The sequence below is a fragment of the Brachybacterium kimchii genome (assembly GCF_023373525.1).
Taxonomy (GTDB): Bacteria; Actinomycetota; Actinomycetes; order Actinomycetales; family Dermabacteraceae; genus Brachybacterium; species Brachybacterium kimchii.
The window spans coordinates 1,856,192-1,872,036 of record NZ_CP097218.1; the positions used below are offsets into that span (position 1 = coordinate 1,856,192).

Annotated in this window: 9 protein-coding genes and 1 tRNA gene; 3 read left to right on the forward strand and 7 right to left on the reverse strand. The window is 72.6% G+C overall.

From position 1 onward, the window contains the following. The first annotated feature begins 129 nt into the window (after positions 1-129). Complete coding sequence (lplAB, locus tag M4486_RS08800) at positions 130-1,188, forward strand: lipoate-protein ligase LplAB (RefSeq protein ID WP_249480789.1); 1,059 nt, start codon at positions 130-132, stop codon at positions 1,186-1,188. Positions 1,189-1,248: 60 nt separating this feature from the next. Here lplAB and M4486_RS08805 read toward each other — a convergent pair whose 3' ends face one another. Then, on the reverse strand, positions 1,249-2,715 hold the full coding sequence (locus tag M4486_RS08805; protein WP_249480790.1) for a purple acid phosphatase family protein: 1,467 nt from the start codon (positions 2,713-2,715) through the stop codon (positions 1,249-1,251). A gap of 248 nt (positions 2,716-2,963) precedes the next feature. Here M4486_RS08805 and valS point away from each other — a divergent pair, with 248 nt between their 5' ends. Next, a complete protein-coding gene (gene valS / locus M4486_RS08810) occupies positions 2,964-5,636 on the forward strand; it encodes a valine--tRNA ligase (protein WP_249480791.1) in 2,673 nt (890 codons plus the stop codon). Positions 5,637-5,676: 40 nt separating this feature from the next. Here the strand turns inward: valS and selB are convergent, their stop codons facing one another. From selB to M4486_RS08825, 3 genes are all read right to left on the reverse strand, one after another. After that, positions 5,677-7,533: a selenocysteine-specific translation elongation factor gene (gene selB, locus M4486_RS08815; protein WP_249480792.1), complete on the reverse strand. Its 1,857-nt coding sequence runs from the start codon at positions 7,531-7,533 to the stop codon at positions 5,677-5,679. Further along, positions 7,530-8,861, reverse strand: coding sequence for an L-seryl-tRNA(Sec) selenium transferase (selA, locus tag M4486_RS08820; protein WP_249480793.1), 1,332 nt, complete (start codon positions 8,859-8,861; stop codon positions 7,530-7,532). Before selA ends, selB begins: the two co-directional genes overlap by 4 nt. Before the next feature lie 86 nt (positions 8,862-8,947). After that, a tRNA-Sec gene (locus tag M4486_RS08825) sits at positions 8,948-9,042 on the reverse strand. Positions 9,043-9,126: 84 nt separating this feature from the next. On the opposite strand from M4486_RS08825, the gene selD reads away from it, so the two are divergent. After that, complete coding sequence (gene selD, locus M4486_RS08830; RefSeq protein WP_283257970.1) at positions 9,127-10,182, forward strand: selenide, water dikinase SelD; 1,056 nt, start codon at positions 9,127-9,129, stop codon at positions 10,180-10,182. Between the two features lie 33 nt (positions 10,183-10,215). On the opposite strand, the gene nrfD is transcribed toward selD, so the two are convergent. The 3 genes from nrfD to fdh are packed head-to-tail and all read right to left on the reverse strand — an operon-like array spanning position 10,216 to position 15,769. After that, on the reverse strand, positions 10,216-11,337 hold the full coding sequence (gene nrfD / locus M4486_RS08835) for an NrfD/PsrC family molybdoenzyme membrane anchor subunit (protein ID WP_249480794.1): 1,122 nt from the start codon (positions 11,335-11,337) through the stop codon (positions 10,216-10,218). Next, positions 11,334-12,350 (reverse strand): 4Fe-4S dicluster domain-containing protein, encoded by a 1,017-nt coding sequence (locus M4486_RS08840; RefSeq protein WP_249480795.1) that lies wholly within the window; start codon positions 12,348-12,350, stop codon positions 11,334-11,336. The genes nrfD and M4486_RS08840 overlap by 4 nt, the downstream gene beginning before the upstream one ends. Then, entirely contained in the window at positions 12,350-15,769 is a 3,420-nt protein-coding gene (fdh, locus tag M4486_RS08845) for a formate dehydrogenase (protein ID WP_249480796.1), read from the reverse strand. The genes M4486_RS08840 and fdh overlap by 1 nt, the downstream gene beginning before the upstream one ends. Positions 15,770-15,845 lie beyond the last annotated feature (76 nt).

Here is a 15,845-nt window from a genome sequence, read left to right on the forward strand (position 1 = left end):
CGCGCGGCGGGCGGGCCTCCCCGGGAACGATGCGCGGCTCACATCCCGCGGGCGCGCGGCGGCTGGGACAATGACAGCTGAGGGCGCCCTCACCGGGGCGCCGCAACCAGGTCGCAGGAGGCACCGAGGGTGAACGGCTCGTTCAAGGTCCGCGGAGGGAAGCTCGTCTCGGTCGAGGTCGAGGCCTCGGACGGGGTGATCACCTCCGCCCACGTGTTCGGCGACTTCTTCCTCGAGCCCGACGAGGCCCTCGAGGACATCGACGCCGCGATCGTCGGACTGCCCGTGAAGGCGAGCGCCGCCACGATCACCGAGGCGATCTCCGCGCGCCTCGCCGCCCGGCACGGCGACGTCCAGATGATCGGCTTCGACGCGGACGCCGTCGCGATCGCCGTGCGCCGTGCCCTGGGCAACGCGACCAGCTGGGACGACCACGAGTTCGACGTCATCGGGCCGGTCACCATGGCGCCGATCATGCACGTCGCGCTCGACGAGGTCATCCCCCACGAGGTCGCCGCGGGTCGGCGTCGGCCGCTGCTGCGGATCTGGGACTGGGACTCCCCGCTCGTGGTGATCGGCTCCTACCAGAGCGTGAAGAACGAGATCGACCCCGCGGGCGCCGCGAAGCACGGCATCGGCGTGGTGCGCCGCATCACCGGCGGCGGCGCCATGTTCATGGAGGCCGGCAACTGCCTCACCTACTCCCTCGTGGTGCCGTCCTCCCTCGTCGAGGGCCTCAGCTTCGAGCAGTCCTACGCCTACCTCGACGACTGGGTGATGGGCGCGCTCGCGGAGATCGGCGTGCGCGCACGGTACGTGCCGCTGAACGACATCGCCTCGGACAAGGGCAAGATCGGCGGCGCCGCCCAGCGCCGCTTCGCCGACGGCGTGGTGCTCCACCACGTCACCATGAGCTACGACATCGACGCCGACAAGATGGGCGAGGTGCTGCGCGTGGGGCGCGAGAAGCTCTCCGACAAGGGCACCCGCAGCGCGAACAAGCGCGTGGACCCGATGCGCTCGCAGACCGGCATGAGCCGCGAGGCGATCATCGACAGCTTCCTGGACTACTTCCGCGGGAAGTACGCCACCCACGAGTCGGCGTACACCGAGGGCGAGCTCGCCGCGGCGCGGGACCTCGTGGACACCAAGTTCGCCACCGAGGAGTGGACCCAGCGCGTGCCGTGAGCGGCGGGACGGCTGCTGCCGCACCCGCCGCTCACGCGCCTCGGCGGACCGTCGTCGTCCTCAGCCGCGGCCCTTCCCCCGGCCATGATGGCCGTGCCCGTGGCCGCCGTGGCCGCGCGATCCCCGCACCAGCTCGACCTCGTCGACGACGCGGCCGTCGGTGACGTCGTGGGTCACCAGTGTCAGGGCGTCGCGCTCGACCCGCACCCGCGTCACGTTGGGGTGGTGCCGCTGCTCGTCCTCGGCGATCCAGTAGAACGAGTCGACGTTCTCCTCGTCGGTCTCGTAGTACTTGCTGCCGCTGCACGAGTTGCAGGTCAGGTAGAGGACGTCGCCGTCCTCGGCGACCACGCGCCCCCGCACGGTCCCTGCCGTCTCGAAGGAGCTGAGCGCATTGTCGGGGACGCCGTCGCCGTCCTCGTCGTCGGTGACGTTCATGAGGTACGAGCGGGTGAAGTGGTGGTCATGCCCCATCAGCACGAGGTCCACGCCGAGCTCGGAGAACCCGGGAGGGAGCACCCGGCGGCGCTCGATGATGTCGCTGTCCATCGCGTGGTCGGCGGTGCTGAACACCGAGTGGTGGAACGTGACGAGCACCCAGCGCGCATCCTCGTGCTCTTGCATGGTCTGCGCGACGTAGTCCAGATGGGCCGCGTTGTCGGTGCTGTTCGAGTTCAGCGCCACCACGAGCACGTCCTGGAAGCGGAACCAGCTGTTGCCGCCGGCGTTGCCCGAGGAGGCGACCACTCCCACGCTCGTCGACTGGTTCGCCACGTGGAAGTGCTGCCTGTACAGGTCCGACCCCTCGTCGTGGTTGCCGATGACCGGTGCCACGGGCAGGGAGGCGAGCTGTCGCGGGGCCAGGAGCTCGGTGTACTCCTCCGCCATCGCCGCGAGGTCCCCGGTCGTGTTGATCTGGTCGCCCGCGGAGAGGATGAAGGCGGCGCGCGGGTACTTCTTCTCGGCGAAGCGCAGCGTGGTGGCCCAGCCCTCGCCGTCGGCCTCGTTGTCCCCGCTCGCTCCGATCTGCGGATCCGCGACCACCAGGAACTCGAAGGAGCCGCTGCGGGCGAGCGTGCGGAACTCGAAGACGTCCGACCAGCCGGCGCGCGCGGACCCGACGCGGTAGAGGTAGCGCGTGTCGGCCCGGAGGTCCTCGAGCGTCGCGTGATGGAAGTGGTAGCCGTCGGTGAGCGCCTCGCCGCTCGTGGCCCGCACGCGCCGGGTGCCCGCACGCGGGAATCCGTGTCCGCGGGAGTATTCGCTCCGACGCACCAGCTGCACCTCCTGTCGGCCGCCGTCGGTGCTGAACCAGGCGAGGTTGCGCTGCGTCTCGTCGGACCCGACCAGGAGCACCAGGTCCTCGATCGACGAGCTGTGCGACGACCCGTCGGCGCTCGCGGCCTCGACCTGCACGAGAGGGAGCGCGGCGAACGCGCCGAGACCCGCGATGACGGCTCGGCGGGAGGCGGTCCTCGGCATCGGCTGCGTCGTCTGCGCGGGGTGGGACTGCGGGGCCTGCGACATGGGTGGGATCTCCTGGGTCTCGGGCGGATGGGTCGGGAGGGACGACGCCGCCGGGCACGAGACCGGGCGGGCGCCGTCCGAACGCACCCGATCGATGCAACAGGTGCGGCGTGAACCCCCTCGATGGCCCGGGCGACATCCCGGTGTCCATCGCGCGAACGGCCGCCCGGAGCCCGGCACGCTCCGTGCGCCCCTGATCACGTCGCAGGATTGCGCTCTCAGGCACGATGCCTGGAACAATGGGCGCCATGACCGACACCGCCCCGCGCCCGAACGCCGCGTCCGCTCTCCCCGACAAGCCCAGCCTCGAGGGCCTCGAGGACAAGTGGGACCGCGTATGGGACGCCGCGCAGGTCTACGCCTTCGATGCGGACACCACCCGTGACCAGGTGTTCAGCGTCGACACCCCGCCGCCCACGGCCTCGGGCTCCCTGCACATCGGCCACGTGTTCGGCTACTCCCAGGCCGACATGATCGTGCGCTACCAGCGCATGCGCGGCAAGAACGTGTTCTACCCGCTGGGCTGGGACGACAACGGCCTGCCCACCGAGCGCCGCGTGCAGAACTACTTCGGCGTGCGCTGCGACCCCTCGCTCCCCTACGAGGAGGACTTCACCCCGCCGCAGGAGGGCGGGGACAACAAGTCCGCGAAGGCCGCGAACCAGAAGCCGATCTCGCGCCGGAACTTCATCGAGCTGTGCGAGCGGCTCACGAAGATCGACGAGGCCTCCTTCGAGGAGGTCTTCCGCACGCTCGGCCTCTCCGTCGACTGGAACCACAGCTACCAGACCATCGATGCGCGCTCCCGCGCGACCAGCCAGCGCGCCTTCCTCGAGAACCTGGCCAAGGGCCAGGCCTACCAGTCCGAGGCCCCCACGATGTGGGACGTCACCTACCGCACCGCGGTCGCCCAGGCCGAGCAGGAGGACCGCGAGCGCGACGGCGCCTACCACCGCATCGGCTTCACGAAGGCCGATGGAAGCGGCGAGAAGGTCTACATCGAGACCACGCGCCCCGAGCTGCTGCCCGCGTGCGTGGCCCTGGTCGCCCACCCGGACGACGAGCGCTACCAGGAGCTGTTCGGCACCACGGTGACCTCCCCCCTGTTCGGCGTCGAGGTGCCGGTGCTGGCCCACCCCCTCGCCCAGGCCGACAAGGGCGCGGGCATCGCGATGATCTGCACCTTCGGCGACGCCAACGACGTCACCTGGTGGCGCGAGCTCGAGCTGCCCACCCGCAGCGTCATCGGCCGCGACGGCCGCTTCCTGCCCGAGGCCCCGTGGATCACCTCCACCGAGGGCCGCGAGCGCTACGCCGAGCTCGCCGGGCTCACCGTGTTCAGCGCGCAGAAGCGCGTGGTCGAGATGGTCACCGAGACCGGCGACCTGGTGGGCGAGCCGAAGCGGATCACCCATCCGGTGAAGTTCTACGAGAACGGCGACAAGGCCCTCGAGTACGTGACCAGCCGCCAGTGGTACCTCACCAACGGCGGCCGCGACGCCTCCGAGGGCGGACTGCGCGACGCGCTGATCGCCCGCGGCGCCGAGATCACCTGGCACCCCGCCTACATGGAGTCCCGGTACCGCAACTGGGTCGAGGGCCTCGCCGGTGACTGGCTGGTCTCCCGCCAGCGCTTCTACGGCGTCCCGATCCCCGTCTGGTACGCCCTCGACGCCCATGGCGAGACCGACTACGACACCGTGCTCACCCCCGAGCTCGAGCGTCTGCCGATCGATCCGACGACCGACGCGCCCGCCGACTACGAGGAGTCCCAGCGCGACCAGCCGGGCGGCTTCACCGCCGATCCCGACATCCTCGACACCTGGGCGACGAGCTCCCTGACCCCGCAGCTCGCGGGAGGCTGGGACGCCGATCCGGAGCTGTTCGGCAAGGTGTACCCGATGGACCTGCGCCCGCAGGGCCACGACATCATCCGCACCTGGCTGTTCTCCACGATCGTGCGCTCGCACCTGCAGCAGGACTCCCTGCCCTGGTACAACACGTCGATCAACGGCTGGATCCTGGATCCGGACCGCAAGAAGATGAGCAAGTCCAAGGGGAACGTCGTCACCCCGATCGGCCTGCTGCACGACCACGGCTCGGACGGCGTGCGCTACTGGGCCGGCCGCGCTCGCCAGGGCGTGGACACCGCGTTCGACGAGGGCCAGATGAAGATCGGTCGACGCCTGGCCATCAAGATCCTCAACGCCTCGAAGTTCGCGCTCGGCTTCGGCGAGGCCCCGGCCGACCCGTCGGGCCGCCTGGCCGCGGACCCGTCGGCCGTGACGCACTCGCTGGACCGGGCGATGCTCGCCGCGCTCGCCGAGGTCGTGGACTCCGCGACGGCCGCCTTCGAGGAGATGGACTACGCGCGGGCCCTCGAGGTCGTCGAGCCCTTCTTCTGGACGTTCTGCGACGACTTCATCGAGCTCATCAAGGATCGCGCCCACGGCGCCTCCGCGAGCGGCGAGGAGGGTGCGGCCTCGGCGCGCGCCGCTCTCGCGATCGCCCTCGAGGTGCTGCTGCGCCTGTTCGCCCCGGTGATCGTGTTCGCGACCGAGGAGGTCTGGTCGTGGTGGCGCGAGGGAAGCGTGCACACGCAGTCCTGGCCGACGTCCGACGCGCTGCGCGAGGCCGCGGCCGGGCAGGACGCCTCGCTGCTGGGCACCGTCGAGCAGGCCGCGATCGTGCTGCGGCGCATCAAGTCCGATGCGAAGGTCTCGCAGAAGACCCCGATCCTGCAGGTCACCGTCACCGCCCCCGAGTCCGCGATCGCGCACCTCGAGGCGGCCCGCGGGGACCTCACGGCCCTGGGCCGGATCGAGGCGCTCACGATCACCGGCGGCGAGGTCGAGGGCATCGCGACCAGCGACGTCGAGCTCGGCGAGCCCCCGGTCAAAAAGCCGCGGAACCAGGGCTGACACAGACCTGACACCGGGCTAACACAGAGCGCTCCCGCGCTCAGCGCACCACCTCACGGCTGGATCCGTCGACGCGGCGGGTCCAGCCGCGCGCGTCCAGGTGCTCGAGCAGCGGGATCGCGACGCGGCGCGTGGTCCCCAGCGCCCGACGGGCCGCGCTCGCGGTGAAGGGCTGCTCGAGCCGGGCGAGCTCGCGCATCGCCAGGGCCGGGGCCGACGGAAGCAGCACCACACCGTCAGGCAGGCGCAGCAGGCGCCCCTGCTTCGCGGCGGCGGCGAGCTCGCGGGCGCCGAGGCGCAGGGCGGCGAGGTCGTCGGCCTCCGGAGCCCGGAACGGATGCGCACGCAGTCGCTCCTCGAGCGCGGCGACCTGCGTCTCCGCCGCGCCGAGGCCCGCAGCGCGCTCGGGGTCGACGATGCGGCCACCCTCCGCGGCGAGACCGGCGGCGGGCAGCACCAGGGAGAGCAGCGAGTCGTCGGGCATCGGCAGGGCCGACGCCTGAGCCGACGTCGTGGCCGTGCCGCCCCGTGCCAGCAGGTCGAGCGCCGCGCCGCGCGTGATCCCGGCCGAGAGCGCATCCCTCGCGTGCTCGGCGCGGACGGCCTCGCGCAGCGCGCCGGCCCAGGCGGCGATCGCCTGCTCGGCCACGAGCCACTCCCCTGCCCGGAGGATCCCTCGCGGCAGCGGATCGAGCACCGCGATCCCCCTTCGCACGAGGAGGTCAGCACGGACCGCGCCGCGGCGCACGGTCTCGTGGGCGGCGTCCCCGTGCGGGTCCATGGATCCGAGCTCAGCGGTGCGGCGCTTCCCGGCGCCGCGCCGCGTGAGCACGGGCGGGTCGACGTCGAGGATCTGCACGCCGACGAGGACGGCGTGCTCGCCGCTGCCGCGCAGCAGCATCCGGTCGCCCACGCGCAGCGGCAGCGGCCGCCCGAGGGCGAGGCGGGCGTGCTGCGCGCCGAGGTCGCGCACGCGCGCGGGGACCGCGGCGGTGCCGGCGTGGACCATGACCTCGCGCGGCACCTCGTCGAGCGCCTCGCCCGTCGTGCGGCGCACGTCCACGTGGTCCACGGCCTCGAAGGCGCCGGGGGTGACGAGGGCGTCGCCGCGGCCGATCTCCTCGAGGTCGGTGCCGCGCAGGTTCACGGCGGCCCGGCAGACCGGGCCGAGCTCGCGCGCCGATTCCTCACGGCTCTGCAGACCGCGGACGGTGACGCGGGTGCCCCGCTCGCCCGCGGACTCCCCGTGCGCGCCGAGCAGGGTGAGCTGATCGCCCGGGTGCAGCGTCCCCGTCGCGAGGGTCCCGGTGACCACGGTCCCGGCCCCGGAGATGCTGAAGGCCCGGTCGATCCACAGCCGCACGGGGGCGGCCGCGCTCGGTGCGGGGGCGTGCTCGAGGACGTCGTCGAGCACGCTGCGCAGCTCGTCGATGCCCTGGCCGGTGCGCGCGGAGACGGTGACCGCGGGGGCGCCGGCGAGGCCGGTGCCGGCGAGCTCCGTGCGGGCCCGGGCGAGGGCGGGACGGCCGCCGTGCTCGGCGAGATCTGCGCGGGTGATGACGAGGACGCCGGTCTCGATGCCGAGGGCGGCGAGCGCGTCGCGGTGGTCGTCGGACTGCGCCTGCCAGCCCTCGTCGGCCGCGACGACGAAGCAGACGACGGGGGCGGGTCCGAGCCCGGCGAGCATGTTGCCCAGGAAGCGCTCGTGGCCGGGGACGTCGACGAAGGAGACCTCGCGGCCGCTGGGCAGGCGCGTCCAGGCGAAGCCGAGGTCGATGGTCAGGCCCCGGCGCCTCTCCTCCTCCCAGCGGTCGGTCTCGATGCCGGTCAGCGCCCGCACCAGGGTGGACTTGCCGTGGTCGACGTGCCCGGCGGTGGCGACGACGCGCTCGATCATGGGTGCTCCGAGGCGGCGCTCGCGGCCCGGGCGGCCTGCGCGGCCTTCACCGCACGGATCAGGTCCTCGTCGCGGTCCGTCGGGACGCAGCGCAGATCCAGCAGGCAGGCGCCGTCGCGCACGGTGGCGACGACGGCCGGGTCGCCGCGGCGCAGGGTCTCGGCGAGGTCCTCGGGGAGGGCGATCGCGACGCCGGGCAGCGGCACCTCGGCGCCGCCTCCGCCGCCCACGCGGCCGTCGTGGTCGACGACGCGGCCGCCGACCTGCGCGGACACGGCCTCGGTGCGTGCGCGCAGCTGCGCGGGATCGATGTGGAGGGCCGACGGGACGGGCGGTTCGGGGCCTCGCAGGGTGGCCTCGAGCGCGGCGAGGGCGAGCTTGTCGGCTCGCATCGCGCGGGCCATGGGGTGGCGGGCGAGGCGGGCGATGACGTCGGCCCGTCCCAGCAGGATCCCGGCCTGTGGCCCGCCGAGCAGCTTGTCGCCCGAGGCGATGACGACGTCGGCCCCGTCGCGCAGCGCCGTGGAGAGTGCGGGCTCCTCGGGCAGGGCGGGGTCCGGGTCGACGAGGCCGCTGCCGAGGTCGACGACGAGCGGCAGGCGGGCGTCATGGCAGAGCCCGGCGAGCTCGGCGACGGGGACGGCGGAGGTGAAGCCGCTGATGCGGTAGTTGCTCGCGTGGATGCGCAGCACGCAGCCGGTCGCGGGGTCGAGCGCGGCGGCGTAGTCCTCGGCGTGGGTGCGGTTGGTGGTGCCCACCTCGCGGATCCGGGTGCCGGTCGAGGCGATGAGCTCGGGCAGGCGGAAGCCGGCGCCGATCTCGATCATCTCCCCGCGCGAGAGGACGACCTCGCCGCTTCCGGCGAGCGCCGTGGTCGCGAGCAGGAGCGCGGCGGCGCCGTTGTTGACGACCAGCGCGTCCTCGGCCGCGGGGCACGCGGCGAGGAGGGCGGCCCGGGCGGCGGCCCCGCGGCGGGAGCGCCGACCGGACGCGAGGTCGAACTCGACGTCCGTGTACCCGGCGGCGTCCTGCAGGGCGGCACGCGCGGCATCGGAGAGCGGCGCGCGCCCGAGATTCGTGTGGACGATGACGCCGGTCGCGTTGAGCACGGGGTGCAGGGAGTGGGCGCCGGCGGTGCCGAGCCCGGAGAGCAGCTCGGCCTCGACCTGCTCGGGGGCGATCCGGCCGCTGCGGGCGCGGTCCTGGACCGCGCGGATCAGCTCGCGCACCACGCGCTCCCCCATCTGCGCGCTCGCCCGCTCGACCTCCGGCAGCGCCAGCAGGCGGTCGGTGCGCGGGATGCGGCGGCGGGGATCGGACTCTGCCACGGTCTCGGCTCCTCCTCGGCGCGGTGCCACGGTGGGTGCCCGGCGCGTCCGGCGCGCGGCCGCGTCGCCGGGGCGGATGGGCGGATTGGCGGAGGCGGACGGGAATCGAACCCGCCAGACCGAGATGCTCGGTCTCACCAGTTTTGAAGACTGGGGCGCCCACCAGGACACGTACGCCTCCGTCGTCGATCCTATCGCCCACCTGGGTCTCCTCGGTCCCGGTCGCGCTGCCCCGCACGCGAGCGCACTGCCTAGACTCGCCCCCATGAGCCCCGACGACTCCCAGGCCCCCACCGGACCGATCCCCTCCGCGCTGCCCTCGGTCTCGGTGCGGCTGACGACCATGGCGCACGGCGGAGGCTGCGCGAGCAAGATCCCCCCGGGCGAGCTCGAGGAGGCGGTCTCGGCGCTGGCCGGCCAGAGCGCGGGCGACGTGATCGTGGGCCTCGACGACGGCGACGACGCCGCGGCCGTGCGCGTGCGCGAGGACCTCGCCGTGCTCTCGACCGCGGACTTCTTCACCCCGGTGGTCGACGACGCCTTCGACTGGGGCCGCATCGCCGCCGCGAACGCGCTCTCGGACATCTTTGCGATGGGCGGCGACCCCGTGGTCGCGATCAACCTCGTGGGCTGGCCGCGCGAGACGCTGCCCTACGACCTGCTGCGCGAGGTGCTGCGCGGCGGCCTCGAGGTCGCGGCGGCGGCCGGCGTCCCGGTGATCGGCGGGCACAGCGTGGACGATCCGGAGCCCAAGTACGGGATGGCCGTCACCGGCACCGCCCATCCGGAGCGCCTGCTGCGCAACGACGCGGCCCGGGCCGGTCTGCCGCTCACGCTCACCAAGCCGCTCGGCGTGGGTCTGCTGAACAACCGCCACAAGGCGACGGCCGAGGTGTTCCCCGCGGCGATCGAGACGATGACGACGCTGAACCGCGACGCCTCGCAGGCTGCGCTCGCGGCGGGCGTGCGCGCGGCGACCGACGTCACCGGATTCGGCCTGCTCGGTCACCTGTTCAAGATGATGCGCGCCTCGGGCGTCGCTGCGGAGATCGACCGCGGCGCCGTGCCGCTCGTCGACGGCGCGGCGGAGGCGCTGCGCGACGGCTTCGTCTCCGGCGGCACGCGCAGGAACCTGGATTGGGTGCGCGAGCACGTGCAGGCCGGCCCCGGCATCACCGAGGACGATCTGCTGCTGCTCGCCGACGCACAGACCTCCGGCGGCCTGCTCGTGGTCGGCGAGGTGCCCGGGTATCCGATCATCGGCCGGACGGTGCCCGCCTCGGCCGACGCTCCTGCGGGGACGCTCAGCATCCGCTCCTGATCTGCGGGCCGACGGCCGGTGCCGGGCGCCGGCTCACCACCCGGTGGTGATCGAGTCGTCCGTGATGCCGGCGGCGCGGCGCTTCTCGAGGCGGTCCTTCTGCGGGATCATCACGCGCCGCGGGTCCTTCACCGACTCGTGGCCCGCGTGCAGGACGCCGAAGCGGGTGAGGGCGGAGGCTCCCGCGAGGGCCAGGCCGCTGGCGACGGCCACCGTCCGGCTCCGGCGCGCCAGCAGCGTCCCGATGCCGCCCGCGACCGCGAGGCGCTCGGCCCATCTGAGCAGGGTGCCGGGCCTGCCCTCCTCGAGCGGCTCGGACTCCAGCGGGTGCATCGTCGACTTCGTGAAGTGCATGCCGACGAGGTCGCCGACGACGCCCGCCGCGGCGAGCAGCCGCGCCGGGCCCGCGTTCTTCCGCGAGGTCAGCGCCATCGCCATTCCGCCCGCGGCGAGGCTCGCCGAGGAGACGAACACGAAGGGCAGCCCGTGGCGGGCCGCGTTCCAGGTCGGCACGGCGGTGTCGCCCAGCAGCACGGCGGTGTACGCCGCGAGCGGCGCGCCCATGACGCCCTGGAGGGCGGCCGACGGTCCCTCCGCCAGGCGCAGCAGCGGGCGCAGCGGCCCGAAGGGCAGACGCTCGCCCGTCATCCGGTCCACCTCGTTGGCCGCGGTCAACGCGGCGCCGCTCGCGTACGAGCTGAGGATCCAGGTGCCCAGGCTCATCGGGGAGCTGACCTTGAACACGCGCATCATGTGCAGGAAGCGCTCGGGCCGGCCCAGGTCGATGACGAGAGCGGGCGTGCCGACGCCCACCGCGGCGATCGCGACCAGGCGGGCGCTGCGGCGCAGCTCGGCGTTCCCCGTGAGCGCGGCCCCGGCCTGGAGCAGCCCGGAGGCGCCCGCGAGACCGCCCACGAACAGGTAGATCCCGATGGGGGTCTCCCACGGCGGAGCCTTCACGACGGGACGGCCGTAGTAGGACTCGAACTCGACGTCCTCGACCATCGCCATCTCGCGCGAGCCGTCGCCGCCCCCGCTCTCGGTCAGGTCGCGACGGCGCTTGCCCCTGCCGCCGGGACCCGCGCCCCGGCCGCCGCGCCGCCGTCGGCGCGGGGGCTCGGGCGGTCGGTACTCGTCGTACTCGGAATGGGTCACCGACGTCCTCCCAGGAACGCGAGAGCGGTCGCGACCAGCATGCCGCCCATGGCGACGGCCGCGGTGCGGTACATGTGCGGCAGGTCGGCCGTGGGCACCTGCGGGTCCGGCGGCAGTCCGTAGACCTCGGGCTCGTCCAGCAGCAGGAACACCGAACCGGTGCCTCCCACGCCGTCCTCCGGGTTCGCGCCGTACAGGCGCGCCTCGGTCATGCCCTGCGCGTGCAGCTGGGCGACGCGCTCATGCGCCTGCTCGACCATGTCGGAGCGGTCCCCGAACTTGATGGACGTGGTGGGGCAGGTCTTCGCGCACGCGGGCTCCTCGCCCTCGACCAGCCGGTCGTAGCACAGAGTGCACTTGTTCGCGGTGCCCTTGTTCGGCACCTCCTGCTGCACGCGGCCGCGATCCTCCTTCGGGGAGACCGTGCCGTCGTCGCGCCGCTCGATGACGCCGAAGGGGCAGCCGCCGACGCAGGTGCCGCAGCCGTTGCAGATGTCGGACTGCACCACCACGGTGCCGAACTCGGTGCGGAACAGGGCCCCGGTGGGGCACACGTCCAGGCAGCCGGCGTGCGTGCAGTGCTTGCACACGTCCGAGGACATCAGCCACCGGAACTCCGGCGTGTCCGGGGGCGTGGTGTCGACCCCGGTGAGGTCCTCCCCCGCGCGCCCGCCGGGCGCGGCGGCGCCGCTGCGGGGCCCGATCGTGGGCATGCCGAGGGAGACGAGCTTGCGCCCCGACTCGCGCGCCTCCTCGATGCGGTCCTTCTTCTGCTCGACGAAGGCCACGTGGCGCCAGGTGTTCGCGCCCAGCGAGCCGGTGTTGTCGTAGGAGGAGCCCAGGATCTTCAGGTCGCCGTCCTGCGGGTTGCGGTTCCACTCCTTGCACGCGACCTCGCAGGCCTTGCAGCCGATGCAGATCGAGGTGTCGGTGAAGAATCCCTTGCGCGCGTGGTCGTGGCCCCACCCGGAGTCGGCGGCGGGGTCCTCCTCGGGTCCGGACAGCAGTCCCATCAGTCCTCCTCCGTTCCGGCGGTGCGGTGGTCCTCGTCGGCGCGCTCGTGGGGCGGCAGGTCGAAGGTCTCCTCGATCGACTCCCCGCTCTGCAGGTCGATGTCCTGCCTCTCGGTGCCCTCGGGGAAGTCGGGCGCCGTGAGCAGCTGGTCGCCGGTGTCGAGCTGGAGCCCGGCGCGGCGCTGGAGCTCCTCGACGAGCTCCTGGCGCGCCGCACCTCGGGGCCGACGGCCGGGCCGGATCGCGCAGGCCGTGACCTTCGAGTTCTGGATCTGCGTGTTCGCGTCGAGGTTCATCGCGATGAGGTCGTTGACGCTGTCGCCCTCGACGACCGCGTGCGTCCCCTGCGCCCAGTGGTAGGGCAGGCCGATCTGGTGCACCGTGCGTCCGGAGATCGTCAGCGGCGTCATCCTCTCGGTGACCAGGGCGATCGCCTCGATCGCGGCGCGCGGCGAGATGATCGTCGCCCAGCCGTACGGCTCGATGCCGACCTCCGCGGCGAGCTCCGGGGAGATCTCGCAGAACAGCTGCGGCTGGAGCTCGGCGAGATAGGGCAGCCAGCGGCTCATGCCGCCCGCCGTGTGGTGCTCGGTGACGCGGTACGTCGAGAAGTAGTACGGGTACACGTCCTCGCGGGCGTCCCCCGTCATCCCCGGGGCGTTGAGGTTGTCCCGGTCCTGGATGAACTCCCGCGTCGGGTTCGCCTGCTGCGGGTAGAGCGGGTTCGGGATCGAGGAGTCCACGGGCTCGTAGTGGGTCGGGAGCGGACCGTCGACCAGTCCCGTCGGCGCGAACAGCCAGCCGCGCCCGTCGGACTGCATGACGAACGCGTCGTTCCCGGCCAGGCCCTTCGCCCCGCCCGCCTCGACGTCACCCGGATCGTGCGGGGCCTTGTCCGCGGGGAAGTCCGGGACGTCGGAGCCGGCCCACTTCTCCGCCTTCTCGTCCCACCACAGGAGCTTCTTGCGCTCGCTCCAGGGCTTGCCGTCGGGGTCGGCCGAGGCGCGGTTGTAGAGGATGCGCCGGTTCATCGGCCAGGCCCATCCCCACTCGTGGGCGAACTCGTCCTGCTCGTACCCGGGCTTCTTGCGGGCGGCCTGGTTGATGCCGTCGGCGTAGACGCCGGTGTAGATCCAGCAGCCGCCGGAGGTCGAGCCGTCGTCGGCCATCTCCGTGTAGCCGCTCAGCGGCTGCCCGGCCTTCGGGCCGGTCTCGTAGCGGCCGTTGATCTCGGCGATCACGGCCTCCGGGTCGACCTCGCCCTCCTCGTCCACGGGGTAGTCCCAGGTGAGGTCGAGCAGCGGCCGGTCCCGGGGATCGGTCGAGCCCCGGAGCTTCTCGCGGATGCGATGGCCCAGCTCATAGAGGAACTCGAGCTCGCTCTGCGCGTCGCCCGGCGGATCCACGGCCTTCTCGCGCCACTGCACGAGGCGCTGGGTCTGGGTGAAGGAGCCGGCCTTCTCGGTGTGGTTCGCCGCCGGCAGGAAGAACATCTCGGTGCCGATGTCCTCCGTGCGCAGCTCGCCCGAGTCGATCTCCGGGCCCTCCTTCCACCAGGTCGCGGACTCGATCATGTAGAAGTCCCGCACCACCATCCACTTCAGGTGGGACATGCCCATGCGCTGCATGCGGCCGTTCGCCGATCCCACCGCCGGGTTCTGCCCCAGCAGGAAGTAGCCGTCCACGCCGTCGTCGAGCATCCGCATCAGCGTCTGGTAGGTGCCGGCCGGGCCGTCGAGCCGCGGCAGGTAGTCGAAGGCGAAGTCGTTCTCCGCGGTGGCGTGCTCGCCCCACCACGCCTTGAGCAGGTTCACGGCGTACGTGCGCGACTCGGCCCAGAAGCCCTTCTGCTCCTTGCGGCCGATGGAGTCCGCGTAGGTCTGGAAATCGTCGTGCGACCCCGCCTTCGGCATGGGCAGGTATCCCGGCAGCAGGTTGAACAGCGTCGGGATGTCCGTCGACCCCTGGATGGTGGCGTGGCCGCGCAGCGCCATGATCCCGCTGCCCGGACGGCCCACGTTCCCCATCAGCAGCTGCAGCATCGCCGCGGTGCGGATGAACTGGGCGCCGCCCACGTGCTGGGTCCAGCCCACCGCGTAGGCGAAGCACGTGGTGCGCTCGCGCCCGGAGTTCTCCACGAGCGCGCGGGCGAGGTAGTCGAAGTCCGCGCGGGAGATGCCGCACGCCTCGGTGACCATCTCCGGGGTGTACCGGGAGTAGTGGCGCTTGAGGATCTGGAGGACCGTGTGCGGGTCCTGCAGGGTCTCGTCGCGTGCGGGGACCCCGTGCTCGAGCGGCGGGCCGCCCGATCCGAAGGCCTCGCCGGCGCCGGCGCGGCCGGCGGTCCAGTGGGAGCCCTCCCGGCCCTCGAAGGCGCTCGCGTCGGAGACCTTCCCGTCCTCACCCGGGGCGGAGTACGCCCAGGACGCGGGATCGTAGGTCCCGGTCTCCGGGTCGTAGCCGGAGAACAGCCCCTCGAGGTCCTCGGTGTCCAGGTACTCCTCGGAGATGATCGTGGAGGCGTTCGTGTACGCCAGCACGTAGTCCTTGAAGTACAGGTCGTTGCTCAGCACATGGTTGATGAGCGCGCCCAGCAGCACGACGTCACTCCCGGCGCGCGTGGGGATGTGCTTGTGCGCGTTGGCCGAGGTGCGCGTGAAGCGCGGGTCCACGTGGATGATCGTGGCTCCGCGGGACTTCGCCTCCATCACCCACTGGAAGCCCACGGGATGGGCCTCGGCCATGTTCGAGCCCTGGATGATGATGCAATCCGCGTTGGCCATGTCCTGGAGGGACTGGGTGGCGCCTCCGCGTCCGAACGAGGCTCCCAGACTGGGAACCGTGGCGGAGTGTCATATGCGCGCCTGGTTCTCCATCTGGATCGCGCCCGCCGCGGTGAACAGCTTCTTGGCGAGGTAGTTCTCCTCGTTGTCGATGGTCGCGCCGCCGAGGCTCGCGATGCCCATCGTGCGGCGCAGGGCGTGGCCCTTGTCGTCGACGTCCTCCCAGTGGTTGCGGCGCGCCTCGAGGAAGCGGTCGGCGATCATGTCGATCGCGGTGTCGCGGTCGAGGTCCTCCCACTCGGTCCCGTAGGGCCGGCGGTAGCGCACCTTCGTGATGCGGCGCGGGGAGTTCACGAGCTGCTCGCTCGCCGAGCCCTTCGGGCACAGGCGGCCGCGCGAGATCGGCGAGGCGGGGTCGCCCTCGATCTGCGTGACCTTCCCGTCCTTCGAGTAGACGAGCTGACCGCAGCCGACCGCGCAGTACGGGCACACGCTGTGCGCGACGTGGTCGGCCTCGGCCGTGCGGGGCGTGATGCTGCGGGTGCGCTGCGAGGTCACGGAGGTTCCGCGGCCGAGCACATCGCCGTCGCGCAGCTGGCGCACGACCGGCCACTCGAGGAAGCTGAAGCGGGGCATGCCCCGATGCTACTCCGGCGAAACGCCTCTTCGCGGCCGCATCGGCCGAGATTCTGACGTCGTGTCAGGCCGGGTG

Excerpts from the sequence above, each read along its gene's own strand:
- selD (WP_283257970.1), top strand. The coding sequence starts at position 9,127 with ATGAGCCCCGACGACTCCCAGGCCCCCACCGGACCGATCCCCTCCGCG.
- M4486_RS08840 (WP_249480795.1), bottom strand. The coding sequence starts at position 12,350 with ATGGGACTGCTGTCCGGACCCGAGGAGGACCCCGCCGCCGACTCCGGG.
- selB (WP_249480792.1), bottom strand. The coding sequence starts at position 7,533 with ATGATCGAGCGCGTCGTCGCCACCGCCGGGCACGTCGACCACGGCAAG.
- valS (WP_249480791.1), top strand. The coding sequence starts at position 2,964 with ATGACCGACACCGCCCCGCGCCCGAACGCCGCGTCCGCTCTCCCCGAC.
- M4486_RS08805 (WP_249480790.1), bottom strand. The coding sequence starts at position 2,715 with ATGTCGCAGGCCCCGCAGTCCCACCCCGCGCAGACGACGCAGCCGATG.